At 71.6% G+C, this 19,480-nt stretch carries 17 protein-coding genes; 3 read left to right on the plus strand and 14 right to left on the minus strand.

Features of this window, described 5'->3' with window-relative positions:
• Positions 1-78: 78 nt before the first annotated feature.
• On the plus strand, positions 79-1,245 hold the full coding sequence (locus Pme01_RS23090; protein ID WP_168117359.1) for an alpha-hydroxy-acid oxidizing protein: 1,167 nt from the start codon (positions 79-81) through the stop codon (positions 1,243-1,245).
• Positions 1,246-1,367: 122 nt separating this feature from the next.
• On the opposite strand, the gene Pme01_RS23095 is transcribed toward Pme01_RS23090, so the two are convergent.
• The 3 genes from Pme01_RS23095 to Pme01_RS23105 all read right to left on the minus strand — a co-directional run bounded on the left by Pme01_RS23095 (position 1,368) and on the right by Pme01_RS23105 (position 6,989).
• Positions 1,368-4,961: an ATP-binding cassette domain-containing protein gene (locus Pme01_RS23095; protein ID WP_168117358.1), complete on the minus strand. Its 3,594-nt coding sequence runs from the start codon at positions 4,959-4,961 to the stop codon at positions 1,368-1,370.
• Positions 4,962-5,047: 86 nt separating this feature from the next.
• Positions 5,048-6,310, minus strand: coding sequence for a L,D-transpeptidase (locus Pme01_RS23100; protein WP_168117357.1), 1,263 nt, complete (start codon positions 6,308-6,310; stop codon positions 5,048-5,050).
• Between the two features lie 217 nt (positions 6,311-6,527).
• Complete coding sequence (locus Pme01_RS23105) at positions 6,528-6,989, minus strand: SRPBCC family protein (RefSeq protein ID WP_168117356.1); 462 nt, start codon at positions 6,987-6,989, stop codon at positions 6,528-6,530.
• A gap of 93 nt (positions 6,990-7,082) precedes the next feature.
• Between Pme01_RS23105 and Pme01_RS23110 the strand changes: the two genes are divergently transcribed.
• Together Pme01_RS23110 and Pme01_RS23115 are read left to right on the plus strand one after the other, a co-directional pair.
• On the plus strand, positions 7,083-7,217 hold the full coding sequence (locus Pme01_RS23110; protein ID WP_203935818.1) for a TetR/AcrR family transcriptional regulator C-terminal domain-containing protein: 135 nt from the start codon (positions 7,083-7,085) through the stop codon (positions 7,215-7,217).
• A 74-nt stretch (positions 7,218-7,291) separates the two neighbouring features.
• Complete coding sequence (locus Pme01_RS23115) at positions 7,292-8,092, plus strand: endonuclease/exonuclease/phosphatase family protein (protein ID WP_168117355.1); 801 nt, start codon at positions 7,292-7,294, stop codon at positions 8,090-8,092.
• 47 nt (positions 8,093-8,139) lie between these two features.
• Here Pme01_RS23115 and Pme01_RS23120 read toward each other — a convergent pair whose 3' ends face one another.
• The 11 genes from Pme01_RS23120 to Pme01_RS23170 all read right to left on the minus strand — a co-directional run bounded on the left by Pme01_RS23120 (position 8,140) and on the right by Pme01_RS23170 (position 19,407).
• Positions 8,140-8,913, minus strand: a complete 774-nt coding sequence (locus Pme01_RS23120; protein WP_168117354.1) for an enoyl-CoA hydratase-related protein — start codon at positions 8,911-8,913, stop codon at positions 8,140-8,142.
• Between the two features lie 92 nt (positions 8,914-9,005).
• Positions 9,006-9,959 carry a PDR/VanB family oxidoreductase gene (locus Pme01_RS23125; RefSeq protein ID WP_168117353.1) on the minus strand — a complete coding sequence of 318 codons (954 nt, stop codon included), beginning with the start codon at positions 9,957-9,959 and terminating at the stop codon, positions 9,006-9,008.
• 19 nt (positions 9,960-9,978) lie between these two features.
• The gene (locus Pme01_RS23130; protein ID WP_168117352.1) at positions 9,979-10,704 is read right to left on the minus strand and encodes an SDR family NAD(P)-dependent oxidoreductase; all 726 of its coding nucleotides are present in this window, start codon (positions 10,702-10,704) and stop codon (positions 9,979-9,981) included.
• Complete coding sequence (locus Pme01_RS23135; protein ID WP_168117351.1) at positions 10,701-11,900, minus strand: cytochrome P450; 1,200 nt, start codon at positions 11,898-11,900, stop codon at positions 10,701-10,703. Before Pme01_RS23135 ends, Pme01_RS23130 begins: the two co-directional genes overlap by 4 nt.
• 13 nt (positions 11,901-11,913) lie before the next feature.
• Positions 11,914-13,377, minus strand: coding sequence for an aldehyde dehydrogenase (locus Pme01_RS23140; protein WP_168117350.1), 1,464 nt, complete (start codon positions 13,375-13,377; stop codon positions 11,914-11,916).
• A 71-nt stretch (positions 13,378-13,448) separates the two neighbouring features.
• Positions 13,449-14,765: an ABC transporter substrate-binding protein gene (locus Pme01_RS23145; RefSeq protein ID WP_168117349.1), complete on the minus strand. Its 1,317-nt coding sequence runs from the start codon at positions 14,763-14,765 to the stop codon at positions 13,449-13,451.
• A 53-nt stretch (positions 14,766-14,818) separates the two neighbouring features.
• Complete coding sequence (locus Pme01_RS23150; protein WP_168117348.1) at positions 14,819-15,952, minus strand: branched-chain amino acid ABC transporter permease; 1,134 nt, start codon at positions 15,950-15,952, stop codon at positions 14,819-14,821.
• Positions 15,949-16,875, minus strand: coding sequence for a branched-chain amino acid ABC transporter permease (locus Pme01_RS23155; protein ID WP_168117347.1), 927 nt, complete (start codon positions 16,873-16,875; stop codon positions 15,949-15,951). Before Pme01_RS23155 ends, Pme01_RS23150 begins: the two co-directional genes overlap by 4 nt.
• A gap of 12 nt (positions 16,876-16,887) precedes the next feature.
• A complete protein-coding gene (locus Pme01_RS23160; RefSeq protein WP_239088404.1) occupies positions 16,888-17,610 on the minus strand; it encodes an ABC transporter ATP-binding protein in 723 nt (240 codons plus the stop codon).
• Positions 17,597-18,364, minus strand: coding sequence for an ABC transporter ATP-binding protein (locus tag Pme01_RS23165; protein ID WP_168117392.1), 768 nt, complete (start codon positions 18,362-18,364; stop codon positions 17,597-17,599). The genes Pme01_RS23160 and Pme01_RS23165 overlap by 14 nt, the downstream gene beginning before the upstream one ends.
• Positions 18,365-18,423: 59 nt before the next feature.
• Positions 18,424-19,407, minus strand: coding sequence for a DODA-type extradiol aromatic ring-opening family dioxygenase (locus Pme01_RS23170; RefSeq protein WP_168117346.1), 984 nt, complete (start codon positions 19,405-19,407; stop codon positions 18,424-18,426).
• Positions 19,408-19,480 lie beyond the last annotated feature (73 nt).

Here is a 19,480-nt window from a genome sequence, read left to right on the forward strand (position 1 = left end):
GTCCGCGACGCGGGTATGCTCGCGTCCCGCCGGATCCCGGCGACAATCGCGGCGGCATCGTGGACTGGAGGCTGGTTGATGACTGAGGCGTTCGGCAGCTACCAGTACGAGGTCTACTTCAACGCGCTCCGCGGCGTCGTCCCGGACCTCCCGATGACCTACTCCGAGCTGGCGGCCAGGGCGGAGTCGGTGCTGCCTCCGTCGCTGTGGTCCTACGTGGCCGGCGGCGCCGGGGACGAGTACACCCAGCGCGCCAACGTCCGGGCCTTCGAGCGCTGGGGCCTGATCCCGAGGATGCTCGTCGGGGCGACCGAGCGCGACCTGTCCGTCGAACTGTTCGGGATGACACTGCCGTCCCCGCTGTTCATGGCTCCGGTCGGGGTGCTCGGCCTGTGCTCGCAGGACGGTCACGGCGATCTGGCCACGGCGCGGGCGGCGGCCCGTACCGGTGTTCCGATGGTCGCCTCGACGCTGTCGGTCGATCCGATGGAGGCGGTGGCGGCGGAGTTCGGGCAGACCCCCGGCTTCTTCCAGCTGTACACCCCGACCGACCGGGAACTGGCGGCCAGCCTGGTCGAGCGCGCCGAGAAGGCCGGATTCAAGGCCATCGTGGTCACGCTCGACACCTGGATCCCCGGTTGGCGCCCGCGCGATCTGAGTACCGGCAACTTCCCGCAGCTACGGGGGCACTGCCTGGCCAACTACACCTCGGATCCGGTGTTCCGGGCCGGGCTGGAGCGCACGCCGGAGGAGGACATGCAGGCCGCGACGCTGCGCTGGGCCCAGCTCTTCGGCAACCCGCTGACCTGGAACGACCTGCCCTGGCTGCGCTCGCTCACCAGGCTGCCGCTGATCCTGAAGGGCATCTGCCACCCGGACGACGCGCGGCGCGCGAAGGACGGCGGCGTGGACGCCATCTACTGCTCCAATCACGGCGGCCGTCAGGCCAACGGCGGGCTGGCCGCCCTCGACGTGCTGGCGGGCGTGGTCGAGGCCGCCGACGGACTGCCCGTACTGTTCGACTCCGGCGTCCGCAGCGGCGTCGACATCGTCAAGGCGATCGCCCTCGGCGCCACGGCGGTCGGGGTCGGCCGACCGTACACGTACGGGCTCGCGCTCGGCGGTACCGAGGGCGTCGTCCACGTCCTGCGTTGGCTGCTGGCCGAGGCCGACCTGACGATGGCGGTCGACGGGTACCCGAGCCTGGCCGACCTGACGCCGGGCACCCTCCGGCGAGCCGCCTGACTGTCCGTCCGAGCGCCGCCGGCTGGTCACCGCCGTCCGGCGTCCCCGTACCCGCACCACAGCTTCGGCGTGGACCTCGTCGGGCAGGTGTACGAACTGGACCTCCGGCAGGACCGCCGGGTTCACCCCGCGAAGTGACCCCAGCGGTCCTCCAGCTCACGCCACGTACCCTGAGCCACGGCCTCGCCGCCGAGCAGCACCACGACCCGGTCGGCCTGGGCCAGCGCGGCCCGCTTCGACGTCGACCCGACCACGGTCACCCCGTGCTCCCGCAGCGCCCGCCACAGGTCCAGCTCGGTGGTGACGTCGAGCGCGGACGACACGTCGTCGGCGATCAGCAGTTCGGTACGCGGAGCCAGCGCCCGGGCCAGGGCGAGCCGCTGTAGCTGCCCGCCGGACAGCCGGGTGCCCTTGTGCCCGATCACCAGCCCGAGCCCGCCCCCGGCGGCCGCGCCACCCCCGGCGGCCGCGAGGTCGTGCTCCAGCTGCGCGGTCGACACCGCGCCGGCCACGTCCACCTCGTGCCCGAGCCGGATGTTGTCGGCGATCGTGCCGGAGAGTACCCGCGGCAGCTGCGCGACGTACCCGACCTGGTTCGGCCGCAGGAACATCTCCGGCGCGGTGACCGGCTGCCCGTTCCAGCGCAGCTGCCCCGTGTGGTGGACGATCCCAGCCAGGGCGCGCAGCAACGACGACTTGCCCGAACCGACCGGTCCGACCACGAGCACCAACTGTCCCCGTTCGACGGTCAGGTCGAGGTTCCGGACGGCGACCGTCCCGTCCTCGTGGACGGCGTTGAACCCGGCCAGGTCCAGCCGGCGCAGCGGGTGGCGCGGCGCCGCCACCGGGGCCGGTGCCGTGCCCGCCGACAGGTCGACCGCCGGCACGGCCGCCGAGTACGCGTCCACTCCGGACATCGCCACCGTCCGCCGGGTCCACACCCGGGCCGAGGGCAGCTGTGAGATCAGGGACGCGGTGGTCCAGGCGAACCAGCGGGCCGCGGCCAGCGTCGAGACCGCCACCAGGGTCGCCCCGGACGACAGCTCGCCGGACAGGTACAGCGCCCACGCCCCGATCGGCAGCAGCCCGCTGGCGACCGACGGCGTCGACCGGGCCCACACCTGGATCGAGATCTCGCGCCGCTGCCGGTCGCTACGGACCCGGTCGAGCCGGGCCAGGTGCGCCAGCACCGGCCGGGTCGCCCCGGCCAACTTCACCGTGCGGGCCGCCGACAACGACGACACCAGCGCGGTGGCGAACGCGGCGCGGGCCGCGACCGTCTTCCGCGCGGCGCGCGCCAGCACCGGCCCGAACAGGGTCGCGGCCAGCCCGGAGACCAGCATCGTGCCGGCGAAGAACAGCGCCGGTACGACCGACCCGGACACCAGCGTCATCGCGGCCAGGATGACCCCGCACACGAACTGGTCCATCAGGTTGTCGGCGAGAATCACGACCCGCTCGGTGTCCCCGCCCTGCGCGACGACCTCGGCCGGGGTGTGCTTGCTGACCCGGCGCGGCCCGGTCTGCCCGTGCACCAGGCGCAGGCTGATCCGCAGCATCTGGCGCACCCACCACTCCGGGAACCACTTCGCGGTGTAGTACGGCAGCGGCATGGTGACCAGCAGCGCGGCCACGATCCCGGCGGCCGGCCACCACGGTTCACCGACGCCGTCCACCAGGTCGGCCCACAACCACGGCAGGACCGAACCGTCCAGCGCGAGCAGCATCATGACCAGGAACAACGCGAGCGAGACGAGCCCGTACCGCGGGTCGTTCGTCAGCAGCCGGTAGATCTCGCGGAGGGTCCGCGCGCGGGCCGGCTCCGGCAACGGCGGCTGGCCGGCCTTCGGCGGTACGGTCTGCGCGACCGCCGTGGTGGCGACGGCGCCGTCCAGCCGCGGCCACTCGTGGTCGGAAGCAGCGCGGTCGGAGGAGGCGGCGTCGTCGGGGGAGGCGGCGTCGTCGGAGGCGGCCAGGGCCAGCCCACCGCGCCCGGCCTCGACCCGCCCGGTCGGCCCCGCCGCCACCCGCTCCTCGCGGGCGGGTACCGAAACCCGGCTGCTGGCCAGCAACCGCGCGAACCGCTCCGACTCCCGCAGCGGCCCGGCCTCGACCACCTCGCCGTCGGCCAGCACCACGACCTCGTCGCAGCGGCGTACCGAGGACAGCCGGTGCGCGATGACGATGCCGATCCGGTCGCGCAGCAGCCGCTCGGTGGCTCGCTGCACCCTGGCCTCGGTGACCGGGTCCATCCGCGCGGTGGCCTCGTCCAGGATCACCACGTGCGGGTCGCGGACCACGATCCGGGCGAACGCCACCAACTGCTCCTGCCCGGCCGACAGCACGTACCCGCCCTCGCCGAGCCTGGTCTGCAGCCCGTCCGGCAGGTCGGCCACCCAGGGCGTCAGGCCCAGCTCGTGCACCGCCTGGGCCGCCGGTTCGAGCAGGTCCGGGTCGAACAGGGCGATGTTCTCGGCGAGCGTGCCGGCCAGGATCTCGGTGCGCTGCGGTACGACGGCGATCCACCGGCGTAGGCCCTCAACGTCCAGGTCGAGCAGGTCGGTACCGCCGAGGAACACCGTGCCGCGCGGTACGTCCACGGCCCGGGTCAGCACCTTGGCCAGGGTGGACTTGCCCGACCCGGTACGGCCGATCAGCGCGTACGAACGGCCCCGCGCGAAGGTCAGGTGGACGTCGCGCAGCGCCGATCGCCGCCCGTCGTCGGCCTCCCCGTACCGGTAGGTCAGGCCACGGATGGCGAGGTCGCCATCGGTGGGCGCCGCCCCGCCGGGCGGCTCCTGACGGGCGGCCTGCAACAGCTGTACCCGACCCCAGGCGCCCAGGGCGTACTGAAGCTCCGGCACCATCCGGCTGATGTGCTCGACGGTCCCGCCGAAGGCGAGCGCGAGCAGCCAGACGGCGGTGAGCCTGGCGCCGTCGATCCAGCCCGCGGACAGCGCCCAGGCCCCGCCGAGGACGACCGCGGCGATCCCGCCCCGCGTCACGCCGGAGGCGATCGTGGTGACCCGGGCCGACATCGCCCAGACCAGCCGACCTCGGCCCAGCACCCGGCTGGCCCGCTGCGCGTACAGGCGCAGCACGTACGGCCTGGCCAGGCTGGTACGGACGTCGTCCTGCCCGTGGATCGACTCCTCCATCACCGCGGCAAGGTCCGACCAGGCCTCCTCCTCGCCCATCCGCGCCGGGGAGATCTTCCGGGTGGGTGCGTTCAGCCCGACCGCGAGCAGCCCGGCGAGCATCAGCATCCCCACGCCGGCCGGCCACCAGACCGCAAGCGCGGTGACGATCGACAGCACCCCGATGGCCAGCGACTGTGCGATCCGTACGCCGCTGCCGCGCAGCTCGGAGGCGACCTGGTAGACGTCGCCGTCGATGCGGTCCAGCAGCTCACCGACCGGGGTGTTCTCCAGCGCCGGCAGGTCCTGCCCGAAGGCCACCCGGCACAGCCGGCGGCGCACGTCGGCGGCCCAGTCGGCGGTCAGCCCGGCCACGATCAGGCCCACCGCGAGGTCGCTGAGCACGACGGCGACCAGCGCCACGGCCAGCACGGCGAACAGCGTGGCCGAGCGGTGCAGCAGCACCGGGCCGGCCAGCGCTGACGCGGCCGCCTGGCCGCCCGCACCGAGCACGATCAGGCAGGCCACGAGCGCGGTACGGCGCGGTGACGTCGTCCACAGGTCGCGGAACAGGCGCATCGGAAGGATCCCCAGACTTGACGGCGGATCTCCAGCCTGCGCCGGGACGCGGGATCACTCAACGCATTTATGGCGGGACGGACCGGTCAGCTCTCCCCCAGCGCGCTGCCGGCCAGCCACTGCTGCCACGGCATGTTCCAGTCGGTCAACCCGTCCATGTTGTCGAGCTGGATGCCGGTGTTCTTCACCTCGACGATGTCACCGGGGATGAACGTGTTCATGAACCACTTGGCGTCGGTGGTACCGAGGTTCAGGCAGCCGTGCGAGTCGTTCTGCTTGCCGTGCTTCCAGACGTTCCAGGTCGCCTCGTGCAGGTACTCGCCCTGATACGACAGGTGGGTGGTGTAGTTGACGTCGAGGGCGTAGCTGTCGTCGCCCAGGCCCCAGCTGGCACCGGTCATGCGGGTCCGCGACTCGGTGCCCAGCACGACGTGGACGCCGCTGCGGGTACGGAAGTCGAGCCACTGACCGTTGCTGCCCCGGACCCTCTCGTTCTTGCCCATCGACGTCGGCACCGTACGGTCCAGCTTGTCGTTGATGAAGACCTGGATGTGGTGGGTGTTGTCGTCGGCGATCGCGACGTGCTTGTCGGCGATGACGAACGACGCGCCGTTGTCCTGCTGGCCGTAGAGGCCGCCGCCGAGATGCACGCCGTACACGTTCGCCCGGACGGTGACCTTGGTACCGGGGGCCCAGTACTCCTTCGGCCGCCAGTGCACCTCCTGGTCGGTGTACCAGTGCCAGGCACCGGTGACCTTCGGCTCGGTGGTCACCTGGAGGCTCTTCTCGGCCGCCGCCCGGTCGGGGATCTTCTCGTCGAAGCGGACCACGATCGGCTGCCCCACGCCGAACGTGGTGCGGTCGGACAACGACAGGTACGAGTTCGCCTGCAGGTACGGCAGGGTCAGGTTGGCCGGCTTGACCGTGGTGAACCTGCTGGCCTGCGAGATCTGCTTACCGCCGGAGTCGGCCGCGGTCACCGTCGCGGTGTAGGTCGTGCCGTACTTCAGGCTGTCGGTGGTGGTCCAGGTTCGACGGTCAGCGGCGAGCTGGCCCTTCACCTGACCGCCCCCGCCGTCGACCACGGTGACGGACTCGATGGTGGCGTTGGCCGCGGTCACCGCCAACGGATTTCGGGGCGACGCGTCCGCCGTACCGTCGCCCGGTGTGATCGTCACCGAGCCGGGCGGCGCGGAACTCGACGCGGCGGACGGCCGGGCCTGGTTCCGGTCATTCGCCCGTGCGCCGTGCGAGCAGGCAGTGGCCGCGAGCAGTGACGCCGCGACGACCACCGCCCCCAGCCCGCGCCGCATTCCGGCCCCGCGCAGATTTTCCCGCCGCTCCCCCATGAACGCCCCTTGTCCCGCCGCGCCGGACCAGCGGGGCCCCGATGGCCCGCCCCCGGCGGCACAAATATAGACGCTCGGCACCACCGGTCCGGTTGCCTCCATCGTCGAAGATCAACGCCGTGTGGGCGAAAGTGCTGCTACCCGCGCTCGCGATGGGACGGTTTTCCCCAAACTGTGTGGATCTTCGCGGCGCATCGTGAGCGAATCAGCGAGCGAATCAGGCGGCCTCCAGCTCCCGCTTGAGCCGCTCCAGGGTGGTACGCATTCCTTCGCGGTTGGCCCGCGGCCGGTCGTTGGCCACCCGACCGGTGAACACCCGCCCCAGCACCCGGCCTCCCCGGCCGCGGCGGTCCTCCCAGTACTCGCTCAGCTCGACGCCCTCCGGCACTTCCGCCAGCCGATAGCCCCACAGCGACACCGGCAGCCCGAAGGCGGTCACCTCGAACGCGAACTCCTCGTCCGGCACGGCGGCCGTCACCCGGCACGAGGTGAACCAGAGGAACGGCCCACGCCGGTTGAACCCGACGAACCGCGCCTGCGCGTCCCCGCGCCGGGACCACACCCAGACCGCGAAGCACTCCGGACTCCAGCGCGCCATCCGGCGCACATCGGACACTGCCCGGTACACCTCGGCAGCGGGCGCTGCGATGGTGATCCGCTCGGTCACATCGGCTGACATGAAGGCACCATAGTCGTCGGAGAGTCAGGGCAGTACGGGACCCTGGAGGCCGTCACCCTCCCCCGCCCGCTCGGCCCGAACGAGCTGGGCTGGATGGAGGCGGCCGTCGCGCGCACAATGGCCGAGGCCACTACCGGCGAGGGGCGCGACCGGGCATTCGACTTCGGCCTCGAGCGCATCCTCGACGGCCTCCAGGCGCTGATCGATACCCGGGCCGCCCGTCGCTGACCGCGCGACAGGACCGGAGCGGCGTGGTAAGGCTGACGGAAGCCGGCATACGGATCGGAAGGGCGGCAGCGCGGATGCGGATCCTGACCTGGAACCTGTGGGGCCGCTACGGACCGTGGGAGCGCCGCCAGGAGGCGATCGCGGCGACGCTGGCCGAGGTGGACCCGGACGTGTGCGGATTCCAGGAGGTATGGGGCACCCGCGGCCGGAACCTCGCCGCCGACCTGGCCGAGCGGCTGGGCCTGTACTGGTGCTGGGCGATCGCGGCCCAGTCCGGCAGAGGGGACGACGACGGCGACCTGTTCAACGGCAACGCGGTCCTCAGCCGCTGGCCCATCGCCGCGCAGAACGAGGTACGCCTGCCCACCGACGACCCCGGCGAGGGCCGGGTGGCGGTGGCCGCGCGGATCGACGCACCGGGCGGCGTCCTGCCGATGGTCACCACCCACCTGACGTTCCGGCCCGGCGGCTCCCAGGTACGGCTGCCCCAGGTCCGGCAACTGGCCTCGTTCGTCGCCGAGGAGGCGGCGGACTGCGCGTACCCGCCGGTGGTCACCGGCGATCTCAATGCCGAGCCCGACTCCGACGAGCTCCGGCTGCTCGGCGGGTTGCTCACCGCCCCCACCGTACCGGGGCTGGTGCTCCTCGACGCCTGGCGCTACGCCGACCCGGGCGACCCCGGCTTCACCTGGGACCGCCGCAACGGCTACCAGGCCGACACCATGATCCCCGACTCGCGGATCGACTACATCCTGGTCGGCCTGGCTCGGCAGGGGCGCGGCCGGGTACGGTCGGCCCGGCTCGCCGGCACCGCCCCGGTCGACGGCGTCTGGCCGTCGGACCACTTCGCCGTCGTCGCCGATCTCCGGAACTAACCGATCTTCGAAACTGGCCGGCCTCCGGAACCAGCCGACCTCCGGGGCTAATCGCGCCAGTCCGGACTGCGCTTTTCGAGGAAGGCGGCCATGCCCTCGCGGGCGGACGGGGTCTGCGAGGCGGCCGCCATCACCTCGAGCGCGATCGTGTAGGCGTCCGCCTCGGGACGGTCAAGCTGTGCGTACAGGGTCTGCTTGCCCAACGCCTTGCTCGCGCGGCTACCTCGCGTTGCCCGGCCCAGCAGTTCAGCGACGGCGCCGTCGAGATCTTCGTCCGGTACGACCCGGTTGACCAGGCCCCAGTCGAGCGCGGTAGCCGCATCGATCACGTCGCCGGTGAGCGCGAGCTCCATCAGCCGTTTGCGCCCGACCGCCCGGGCCACCGGGACCGCCGGGGTGTGGCAGAACCACCCACCCATCCCACCGGGCAGCGCGAAACCGGCCGAGCGCGCGGCCACGGCGAGGTCACAGGACGCGACCAGCTGGCAGCCCGCCGCGGTGGCCAGCCCGTGCACCCGGGCGACCACCACCTGGGGCACGGATTGGATCGTCCGCATCAGGTCGGTGCACAGCCGCAACAGTTCGCGGGTTCCAGCGAGATCTCGGGCGGCGACATCACCGAAGTCGTGCCCCGCGGAGAACACTGGACCGGCGCCGGCCAGCACGATGCCGGAGGCGCCGGTCTCCCCCGTTTCGCGGAACGCCGCCAGCAGCTCGGCGAGATGATCCGCCGACAGGGAGTTGCGCCGCGCAGCGCGGTTCATCGTGATGGTGACAGTGTCCTGCTCCCGCTTGAGAAGAACGTGCTCGTACTCGCCCATGACCTCAACGCTATGTCGCCTGGAAGTGGTCGACCCACTCGACGGTCAGGCTGAAGGTGCTGCGGTACGACACCCGGGCCAGGCACGGCGGGCTACAGGTCGAGTACCAGCCGAGGCGAACGGCACCGGGACACACAGATCATCATGGTGTCCCCGGCGGCCTGCTCCTGCGGGGTCAGGATGGAGTCCCGATGGACCGGTTCGCCCTCCACCACGGTGGTCTCGCAGGTGCCACAGGTGCCCTCCATGCAGGAGGACAGGACGAAGATGCCGGCCTCCTCGGCGACCTCCATGATGCTCTTGTCCGGCGGTACCGTTGCGGTCACCCCCGAGCGCTTGAACTCCACCTCGAAGGTGTCGGCCCCGGCCGGCTCGTCGTCGAACGTCTTGGCCGTGAACCTCTCCACGTGCAGGCTGCCGGCCGGCCAGTGTCCACAGTGCTCCTCTACGGCGCGCAGCAGCGGCTCCGGCCCGCACGCGTAGACCAGGGTGTCGGTGCGCGGCTGCGCGAGTACCGAGGCGAGGTCCAGCAGGCCGTACTCGTCCTCGGGCCGGATCAGCACCCGGTCGCCGTAGCGACCCAGCTCGTCAACGAACGCCATGGACGCGCGCCGGCGACCGCCGTACAGCAGCCGCCACGGCGCGCCCCGCGACTCCGCCGCGGCGATCATCGGCAGGATCGGGGTGATGCCGATCCCGCCGGCGACGAACAGGTACCGCTCCGCGGGTTGCAGCGGGAAGTGGTTGCGCGGCCCGCGTACCCCCACCGTCGACCCGACAGATAGTCCATCGTGGACGAATCGCGAACCGCCCCGGCTGGCGGGATCGCGCAGGACCGCGATCCGCCACGCCCCGCGGTCCGCCGGGTCGCCGCAGAGCGAGTACTGGCGGCTCATCGAGTCGCCGGTCAGGATGTCGATGTGCGCGCCGGGCGTCCACTCGGGAAGCTCGTTGGCGCCCGCGTCCCGCAGGGTCAGCACGACGACGTCGTCGGCGATCACGTCCCTGCCGGCCACCAGTAGGCTGACGGGTTCGGTTGATGACATGGGCCCTCCCTCGGGGAGATCAGTGCAGGTAGCCGCCGCCGTCGACGACGATCGTCTGGCCGGTGATCATCGCTGCCCGGTCGGAGGCCAGGAAGGCCACGAGGCCGGCGAGGTCGTCCGGCTGTACCCGCCGCTGGATCGCCTGCTGGCGCATGGTCGCGTTGAACACCGCGTCGTCGGAGTGCTCACGCGTTCCCGGGGTGTCCACCTGCCCGGGCATCACCGCGTTCACGGTGACGCCGTGCGGGCCGAGCTCCTTGGCGAGCACCCTGGTCATGCCGAGGACCGCGCCCTTGCTCGCCACGTACCCGAGCTGGCCCGGGGCGCCGGTGAAGAAGGTGCGGGAGGCGACGTTGATGATGCGGCCCCGGTCACTGCGTACCAGCCAGGGGTGGCACGCCTGGGTGGTGATCACGTACCCGCCCACGTTGACGGTCAGGAACCGCATCAGCTCGTCCTTGGCGAGCTCGGTGTAGGGCGCCCGACCGGACAGCACGCCGGCGTTGTTGACCAGGATGTCGATGCCGCCGCAGCGCTCGGCCACCTCGGCGGCGGCCGCGTCGACCTGGTCGGGTTCGGTGACGTCCACGATCCGCCCGGCCACCGCACCGTCGGGTACGGCAAGCACGTCGAACACGGTCACGTCCGCGCCGTCGGCGGCGAGCTGCGCGGCGATGGCCGCACCCAGTCCACGGGCGCCGCCGGTCACGATCGCCGACGTACCGTGCAGTGGAGCAGCACTCATGACCTGACCCACGTTACGCGCAGCGGCAGGGCGCGCAGCCCGCGGTTGACGAAGCTGGGCAGGTACTCGACGTTGTCCGCGGGCTCGGCCAGCTCGATCGAGGTCGTCCGGGACAGCAGTGTCTCCAGCGCGATCCGGCTCTCCATGCGCGCCAGCGGGGCGCCGAGGCAGGCGTGGATGCCGCGGCCGAAGGCCAGGTGGGTCGTGACGTTGGCGCGCTCGGGCCGCAGCGTGTCGGGGTCGTCGAAGGTGGCGCCGTCGCGGTTCGCGGAGCCGTACAGCACCATCACCCGGGAGCCGGCCGGGATCTTGACGCCGCCCACCTCGCCGTCGGCGGTCGCGAGCCGGAAGAAGCCCTGGATCGGCGCCTCCAGCCGCAGCGACTCCTCCACCAGCTTGGGGATGGTGTCCGGATCCCCGCGGTACCTGTCGGCCAGCTCCGGGTTGCGGGCGAGCATCAGCAACGTGCTGGACAGGTGGTGGGTCGTGGTGATGTTGCCGGCGATCAGCAGCTCCATGACGAACCGCGCGGCGTCGTGCCGGGGCAGCTCGCCGGCGGCCTCGGCGGCGGCGATGATCGCCAGGATGTCGTTCTGCTCGCGGTTGCGCGCCTCGTCCAGCAGCGGCCCGAGGTAGGCGGCGAACTCCTTGGCGATGCGCAGCACCTCGCCGGGGTCCACGTTGTGCGCGCCGATGGAGGCGGCCAGCTGATCCGACCAGCTCCGGAAGCGGCCGGCGTCGGCCGGCGGTACGCCCAGGACGTGGGTGATGACGGTGATGGGCAGCGGTACGGCGAAGGCGTCGATGAACTCCACGACCTCGGAGCCGCTGAGCCCGTCGACGATCTGGGTGCACAGCGACCGCACCAGCGGCTCCCAGGCGGCCAGCTTCGCCGGTACGAACGCGCGGTTGACGATTGAGCGGCGCCGCGCGTGGTCCGGGTCGTCGGACAGCAGCAGGAACGGGATGTACTTGGCCATCTCGCTGTCCGGCGGCGGCTTCGGCGCGCCCGTGGTGATCGACGAGGAGTAGGTCCGGCTGTCCCGCAGCACCTGCGATACGTCGGCGTAGCGGCTCACCACGTACGCGTTCGCCTCGGGCGAGAAGTAGACGCCCTTCTCCCGGGCGTCCGCGTAGCCGGTGAACGGGCATCGCAGTGCGGCGGGGTCGAGGCTCAGAACGTCTTCAAATCTCATGGCGACCTCTCAATTAATCCGACGTTGCAAGCGGCGTGAAGACCGCCTTGGTCTTCAGGTAGGCGGCCATCCCCTCGGGGCCGTACTCCCGGCCCATGCCGCTGGCCTTGTAGCCGCCCCACGGCGAGCCCAGGTCGGGGATGTACTGGTTGACGCCGAAGGTGCCGGCCTCGACCCGGCGGGCGATGTCGAGCCCGTGCTCCGGGTCGCCGGTCCAGACCGATCCGGCCAGCCCGTAGTCGGAGTCGTTGGCGATCGCCACCGCCTCCGCCTCGTCGTCGTACCGGATCACGGTGAGGACCGGGCCGAAGATCTCCTCGCGGGCGATCGGCATCGAGTTGTCGGCGTCGGCGAAGACGGTCGGCTCGAAGAAGTACCCCCGGCCCGGCTCCGGCGGGCGCCGCCCACCGGTGACCACCCTGGCCCCGGCGCCGGTACCCAGCCGCACGTACGACTCGACCCGCGCCCGCTGGCGCTCGGTGACCAGCGGACCCATCGTCGTCGCCGGGTCGAGGGGGTCGCCCAGCACCTGGGAGGTCGCCAACCGTTCCAGCCCGCCCACGACCTCGTCGTAGCGGGACCGGGGCGCGATGAAGCGGGTCATGGCGAAGCAGGTCTGCCCGGAGTTGCCGAACGTCAGGAACGGCAACTGGGCCAGCATCGCGTCGAGGTCGACGTCGTCGAGGACGATCGCCGCGGACTTGCCGCCGAGTTCGAGGTTGACCGGTACGAGCTTGTCGCCGCAGATGGCCGCGATGCGCCGACCGGTCGTGGTGGAGCCGGTGAACGCGACCTTGTCCACCTGCGGATGGCGTACCAGCAGCTCACCGGTGGCGCCGAGGCCGGTGACCAGGTTGAACACCCCCGCCGGCAGGTCCGCCTCGTCGGCCGCCTCTGCCAGCAGGTACGCGCTGAGCGCCGTCTCCGGTGCCGGCTTGAGCACCGTGGTGCACCCGGCCGCCAGCGCCGGCGCCAGCTTGGTCATCGCCAGTTGCAGCGGGTAGTTCCACGGCGCGATCATGCCGACCACGCCGACCGGCTCCCGGCGCAGCACCGTACGGCCCGGGTAGTTGACCGCGGTACGGGTCTCCTCGGCCTGGAACTCCCGCGCCAGCCCGGCGTAGTAGCGCAGCGTGCTGACCGGGCCGAACATGTTGTTGAAGCGGGACAGCTCCAGCGGCATGCCCATCTCCTGGCTGACGAGCCGGGCGAGGTCGTCGCCGCGGCGCTCCAGCGCCGCGGCGAGCCTGTCCATCGCGTCGGCCCGCTCCACCGGCGTGGCGCGGCCCCACGGTCCACTGTAGAACGCCCGGCGGGCGGCACCGACCGCGGTGTCGACGTCCTGGTCGCCCGACGCGGGTACGCTGCCGAGCACCTCCTCGGTAGTCGGGTTGACCACCGGGACGGTCCCGGTCGACGTGGTCGGCTGGAACCGGCCGTCCGCGTAGATGTCGCGGCGATCGAGCGTTGTGTCCACGTCCTCGTCCTCCCCTTGGCCGGCTGCTGGTGGGGCCGCGTCGGCCAGCGCCGACGCGGCCCCCCGGCGACCTACTTGAACTGGTTGGTCTTGCCCTCGAAGGCGAACTTCGACTTCGTCGTCCAGCCCTTGGTCGCGGCGCTGTACTGGACGATCTCGCCCGACTCGACCAGGTACGGGTCGTCCGGACCGGCGGTGGCGTTGTTCGGCTCAAGCTCCAGCGGCCGGCTGATCTTCGTGTTCCACGCCGCCGTCATGAGGTTGGCGCGGGTCAGGCCGCCCTTCATGGCCGCCGCGTCCTTGAGGTTCTGCACCAGCAGTACCGCGTGGTTGTAGCCGTCGAGCACGTTGCCGACCGGCGCGTTCTTCGAGGCGCCGATCGCCTCGAGGTCCTTCAGGTACTCCTGCATGGCCGGGTCGTCCTTGTACCGCGGGTCGGCCGGGTCCTTGCGGAACATCGGCGTGACGAGGCCGTCACCGGCCGGGTCCACCGGGCTGATCCACTGGCCGGCGCCGTTGCACGAGGAGTTGACGGCGATGATGCCCTTGTACCCCGAGCGGGCGAGCGCGGTGAGGAAGCCCGGGCAGTAGTTGGGCTGGGTCTCCAGGAAGACGGCGTCCGGCTTGGCCGCGACCATCGCCGCGACCTGGGTCTCCACGCTGGTCGCGCCGGCCGGGACGGTCTGCGGGTCGAGGACCTTCAGGCCGGCGTCCTTGGCCGCCTTCGGGAAGGAGGCGTGGAAGTCCTTGGCGAGGTCCTCCGGGCCGACCAGTTCGACGACCGAGGCGCCCGGCTTGGTCTGGGCGATGTAGTCCGCGATCGCCTTCGACTCGACCGGTGCCGGCGGGATGACGTTCGCCGTCCAGCGGTGCCCGGCCGGGTCGTGGCCGAGCGTCGCCGACGTGGCGATCGCCCACAGCTGCGGCACGCAGGCGGCCTCGTAGATCGGCTGGGTGGCCCGGATCGCCGGGGTGCCGACCTGCATCAGGTTGGCGAAGACCTTCTCCGGTCCGGTGAACGCCTGGGCGTTGGAGACGGCGCGGGCGGCGTCGAACGCGTCGTCCTTGGCGACGAGCTCGAGCTTGTGCCCGTTGATGCCGCCCGCCCGGTTGATCCGCTCGAAGTACGCGCGGACGCCGTTGATGCCGAGGCCGGCGCTGGCGAGCGGCCCGCTCAGCGGCTGGCTGGTACCGATCTTGATGGTCTCGCCGGCGGCGAGTTCCTTGGTGGCGTCGGCCGGGCACCCGTTGGTGCTCACGGTGAACGTCCCCGACGCGGAGCCGGAGTCGGTGCTGCCACCGGTGCTCTGGCTCTTGCTGTTGCCGCAGGCGGCCAGGCCGAGTACGAGTAAGCCGGCGGTGGCCACCGCGGCCGGACGGATCTTCATAGGCGTATCTCCTGTTCGGAACTGCGGGGATTTCGGAACTGCGGGGACGAGGCTCAGCGTCCGGACTGGACCGGGCCTGGCGAAGGGGCGGGTGAGGCGGGCACGGCCGGTGCCTCGGCAGCTGCGGGCAGGGCCGGCGCGGCGGCCGCCGGCACGATCGCCACGAACCGCGAGCGCGCCTTGGTGAAGAACGGGGCGAGGCCCTGCGGCAGGAAGTAGATGAACACGATCAGGATCACGCCGTAGATGACGTTGGAGAACAGGCCGGGCTGGTCGGTGACGCTGGCGAGGAAGCCGACCTGGCCCGCCCACTGCGAGGTGTAGTACGGCAGGAACACCATCGCCAGACCGCCGATCCAGGCGCCGGCGACCGTCGTCGCGCCGCCCAGCACCATGGCGGTGATGAACAGCAGCGTGATGGCGAACCCGATGCCGGCCGGGCTCACCACCGGCGTGGTGAGCACGTAGAGCGAGCCGCCCAGGGCCCCGTACATCGCGCTGACGGCGAACGCGACGGTCTTGACCTCCGCCGGCCAGACGCCGGAGACGGCGGCGGCCGTCTCGTTGTCGCGCAGCGCGGTCAGCGACCGCCCGACGCGGCTGCGCAGCACGCCGGTCGCGAGCCAGAACAGCAGCGCGGCGACGGCCGCCATCACCAGGTACTTCCAGCCCAGGTTGGACACGTCGAGGGTGAACCAGGCGGGCTTGGTCCAGTTGACGAACACCGTCTTGCCGGCCACCCCGCCGGTGCCGAGCTTGTTGGCGATCGGCTGGGTGAGCAGGACCGGGAATGCCACACCGACGGCGAGGGTGACGACCGCGAGGTACAGGCCGTGCAGCCGCAGCGCGGGCATGCCGACCAGGAACCCGAGTACCAGGCCGAGCAGGGCCGCGACCGGCAGCGTCGCCAGGTACGGCCAGCCGTGGTCGGTGAACAGGATCGCGGTGGTGTACGCGCCGATGCCGAAGAACGCGCCGTGGCCCAGCGACACCTGGCCGGTGAACCCGGACACCAGGTTCAGCCCGAGCACCGCCACCGAGTACGCGATGACCAGGGCGAACTGCCCGAGCCGGAAGTCGTCCAGCAGCACCGGCAGCGCGATGACGACCAGGGCCGCCAGCAGCAGGCCGGCGCCCTGCCAGGCGCGGTGCCGGCGCGACCCCTCGACGATGACCCGTGGCGTCATACCCGCTCCAATGGCTTGGTGCCGAAGAAACCCTGCGGCCGGACGAGAAGCACGACGAGCACCACGGCGAGCGCGATGATCAGGCCGAGGTCGCCCTCGATCACGGTGAAGAGGCCGGGCACGAAGGTCACGATCATTCCGAGTACGAGACCGCCGACGGCCGCGCCGGGCACGCTGTCGAACCCGCCGAGCGTGGCCGCGGCCAGGCCGAAGATGAGGATCGAGCCCATCACGTTGAAGTCGAGGGTGTTCACGGTCTCGGCCACCAGGACCGCCGCGACCGTGCCGAGCGCCGCCGCGATTCCCCACCCGAGCATCTGCATCCGCCCGACCGGGATGCCCAGCACCTGGGCGGCCTCCCGGTTGGCGGCCACCGCCCGGTACCCCAGGCCCAGCTTGGTGCGCTCCAGCAGCAGCCACAGTCCGGCCAGGACGGCCAGCAGGATCACGTACGTGCCGAGCGCCCGGTAGGTGAGGAAGAACGGCGGCGGACCGGCCAGGATGTCGATCTTCGCGTCGAGGCCGTTGGGCAGCGGCGCCGGGGCGGGTACCGGCTGGGTCCCCCAGATGATCGCCATGACGGCGTTGATGACGAGGAACAGCGCCAGCGTGGCGAGCACGACCGGGAAGATGCCCCGCCGCTCCAGCGGCCGGATCAGCCCCCGCTCGATACCCGCGCCGAGTCCGAACGACAGCGCCATCGAGATCACGAGCGCCAGCCAGACGTTCACGCCGTACCGGGTGAGCGCCAGCACGATGAACGCGCCGAGGGCTGCCATCTCGCCCTGGGCGAGGTTGATGTGGGTGGTCGTCTTGTACACCAGCACGATCGCGAGCGCGACGAACGCGTACAGCGCACCGCTGGTGAGCCCCGTCGTCAACAGCGACAACAGGTACGACACGTTTCCGATGTGGGGACTCACTCCGCCGTCCCTTCAGTACCCGAGGTAGGCACGGCGCATGCCCTCGTCGGCTCGGATGTCGGCGGCCTGGCCGCCGAGCACGATGTGACCCGACTCGATGACGTAGCCGCGGTGCGCGAACGACAGCGCCAGTTCGGCGTTCTGCTCCACGATGAGCATCGACATGCCCTCATCGCGGTTGATCTCCTCGAGCTGCCGGAACAGCCCGCGCGTGACGATCTGGGCCAGGCCCAGCGACGGCTCGTCGAGCAGCAGCAGCTTCGGCCGCGCCATCAGGGCCCGGGCCACCGCGAGCATCTGCTGCTCGCCGCCGCTCATGCCGCCGGCCCGCTGGCGACGGCGCTCGGCCAGCCGCGGGAACACCCCGTACCAGCGCTCGATGTCCGCGTCGACGCCCTTGGCGTCGCGGCGGCCCCACGCGCCGGCCCGCATGTTCTCCTCGACCGTCAGCACGCCGAAGATGCCGCGCCCCTGCGGTACGTGCGCGATGCCCTGCCGGACGATCCACTCGGTGCTGCGGCCCACCAGCTCGACGCCGTCGAGCAGGACCGAGCCCTGGGTGTCGACCATCCCGCAGAGCGCGCGCAGCGTGGTGGTCTTGCCGGCCCCGTTGGCGCCGAGCAGGACGACCACCTCGCCGCGGCGTACCTCGAGGTCAAGCCCGTGCAGCACCTTCACCGACCTGTACGCCGCGTGCAGGCCGGCCACCCGCAGGAGGGGGTCAGTCCCGGTCACGGTCACCACTCCCCAGGTACGCGTCGATGACGGCGGGATCGCGCTGCACGTCGGCCGGGGTACCGTCGGCGATCCGGCGGCCGAAGTTGAGCACGGTGACCCGGTCGCTGATGCCCATCACGAGCTTCATGTGGTGCTCGACCAGCAGAACGGCCAGCCCGAACTCGTCGCGCAGCATCCGGATCGTGGTGCCCAGCTCGTCCACCTCGCTGTGGGTGAGCCCGTTGGCCGGCTCGTCGAGCAGCAGCAGCCGCGGCCGGGCCGCGAGCGCGCGGGCCAGCTCGATGCGCTTCATGGTGCCGAACGGCAGCCCGGCCACCGGTCGCAGCGCCAGCGAGTCCAGGCCCAGCCGGCGCAGCAGCTCCATCGCGTCGGCCCGGGCGTCCGCGCTGTCGGAGGCGCTGCCGATCCGCAGCGCGGCGGTCAGCCAGTTGGCCCGGCCCCGGGAGTGCGCCCCGACGGCGACGTTGTCGAGCACCGTCATCGATCCGAACAGGGCGATGTTCTGGAACGTCCGGGCCACGCCCACCGCCGCGATCTTGTGCGGCGGCAGCGCGAGCAGGTCTTGGCCGTCGAGCAGGACCTGGCCGGAGGTGGCGTTGTAGACGCGGCTGACGACGTTGAACATCGTCGTCTTGCCGGCGCCGTTGGGGCCGATGAGCCCGCAGATCTTCCCGGGCGGCACCTGGAACGACAGTCCGTCCAGGGCGACCACGCCGTCGAACCGGACGCTGACGTCGCGTACGTCCAGCAGCGCGGCCGGCGCCGGGTCGCGGGCCGGGTCGCGGGCCGGCGCCGGGTCCGCCGCGGCGGTCAGGCCCACCGTAAGAACCCCATGCCGCAGCCGGTACCGGCGAGCGTGCGGTAGCACGGCGCGTACTCCGACCAGGCCACCTCGCGGCCCTGCATGGCGCCGGCCACGGCGACCCAGTTGCGGATCTCCGACGCTCCACTCTGGAGCCGCTCGACGGGCAGCTCGCGCAGTGGCTTCTCGTCGTTGTTGCGGATGGCGTCGAGCGTCTGGAGGTCGATCTCCTCGTCCACGACGAAGTGGCTGAGCCCGCCGGAGGCGACGATGACGACCCTGGCGTCGACCGGGCTGGCCTCCACCGCCCGCGCGATCGCGGCGCCGAAGTCGTAGCAGCGCGACGGCGTCGGCTGGTTGGGCGGGTAGTACGTGTTGAGCAGGATCGGCACCACCGGCACCGGCCGCTCCCCCAGCAGGCGGCGGATGATGAACCCGTACGCGTGCCCGAAGCCGGTGTTCGGCGGGGTCGTCGCCAGGCTGGCGATGTCGAACTCCGCCTCGACCAGGCCGGTGATGACGTCGCGGGCGAGTTCGGGCGCGCCCTGGAACTCGTGGTGGTCGTCCATCGCGTACCCGGTCTTGACGCTGTCGAAGAACTCGCCGGGGGGCGCGCCCTCCATCGTGCCGGTGCGCCAGCGGTCGCCCCAGAAGATGCCCATCGCCGGCTGGTTCGAGGCGTTGAACACCTCCTCCTGGTCGTCACCGACGATGAGCAGGACGTCCGGCCGCAGCTCGGTGAGGTCGGCGGCCAGCCGGTCCATCGACGACATGCAGGTCTGGAACCGCTCCTCCCACACCTGCGGGTCCATCTGCGCGGCGTAGCGGTCGCCCGCCTGCTCCAGCAGTTCGTCGAAGGTCACGTGCCGGCCGGTGAGGTCGTGCAGCTCCCGGTTGCGGCGGTCCTGGTCGGCGCGCTCCAGCCACAGCCGCGGGTTGGTGAGCAGCATCGGACTGTGCGAGGTGCCGATACCGGCGACGAGATTGGCCACGCTTGGCCTCCTGAGAAGTGTTTTGGGTACGCGAGCACCGGCGCGTGACCGTGCCGGTCGGGTCGAGCGAGAG

Origin of the sequence: Planosporangium mesophilum, assembly GCF_016863255.1 — a bacterium.
GTDB classification, from domain to species: domain Bacteria; phylum Actinomycetota; class Actinomycetes; order Mycobacteriales; family Micromonosporaceae; genus Planosporangium; species Planosporangium mesophilum.

What these genes read in the sequence shown, in the direction of transcription:
- Pme01_RS23090 (WP_168117359.1), top strand. Translation starts at nt 79, where the DNA reads ATGACTGAGGCGTTCGGCAGCTACCAGTACGAGGTCTACTTCAACGCG.
- Pme01_RS23095 (WP_168117358.1), bottom strand. Translation starts at nt 4,961, where the DNA reads ATGCGCCTGTTCCGCGACCTGTGGACGACGTCACCGCGCCGTACCGCG.
- Pme01_RS23100 (WP_168117357.1), bottom strand. Translation starts at nt 6,310, where the DNA reads ATGGGGGAGCGGCGGGAAAATCTGCGCGGGGCCGGAATGCGGCGCGGG.
- Pme01_RS23105 (WP_168117356.1), bottom strand. Translation starts at nt 6,989, where the DNA reads ATGTCAGCCGATGTGACCGAGCGGATCACCATCGCAGCGCCCGCTGCC.
- Pme01_RS23110 (WP_203935818.1), top strand. Translation starts at nt 7,083, where the DNA reads ATGGAGGCGGCCGTCGCGCGCACAATGGCCGAGGCCACTACCGGCGAG.
- Pme01_RS23115 (WP_168117355.1), top strand. Translation starts at nt 7,292, where the DNA reads ATGCGGATCCTGACCTGGAACCTGTGGGGCCGCTACGGACCGTGGGAG.
- Pme01_RS23120 (WP_168117354.1), bottom strand. Translation starts at nt 8,913, where the DNA reads ATGGGCGAGTACGAGCACGTTCTTCTCAAGCGGGAGCAGGACACTGTC.
- Pme01_RS23125 (WP_168117353.1), bottom strand. Translation starts at nt 9,959, where the DNA reads ATGTCATCAACCGAACCCGTCAGCCTACTGGTGGCCGGCAGGGACGTG.
- Pme01_RS23130 (WP_168117352.1), bottom strand. Translation starts at nt 10,704, where the DNA reads ATGAGTGCTGCTCCACTGCACGGTACGTCGGCGATCGTGACCGGCGGC.
- Pme01_RS23135 (WP_168117351.1), bottom strand. Translation starts at nt 11,900, where the DNA reads ATGAGATTTGAAGACGTTCTGAGCCTCGACCCCGCCGCACTGCGATGC.
- Pme01_RS23145 (WP_168117349.1), bottom strand. Translation starts at nt 14,765, where the DNA reads ATGAAGATCCGTCCGGCCGCGGTGGCCACCGCCGGCTTACTCGTACTC.
- Pme01_RS23150 (WP_168117348.1), bottom strand. Translation starts at nt 15,952, where the DNA reads ATGACGCCACGGGTCATCGTCGAGGGGTCGCGCCGGCACCGCGCCTGG.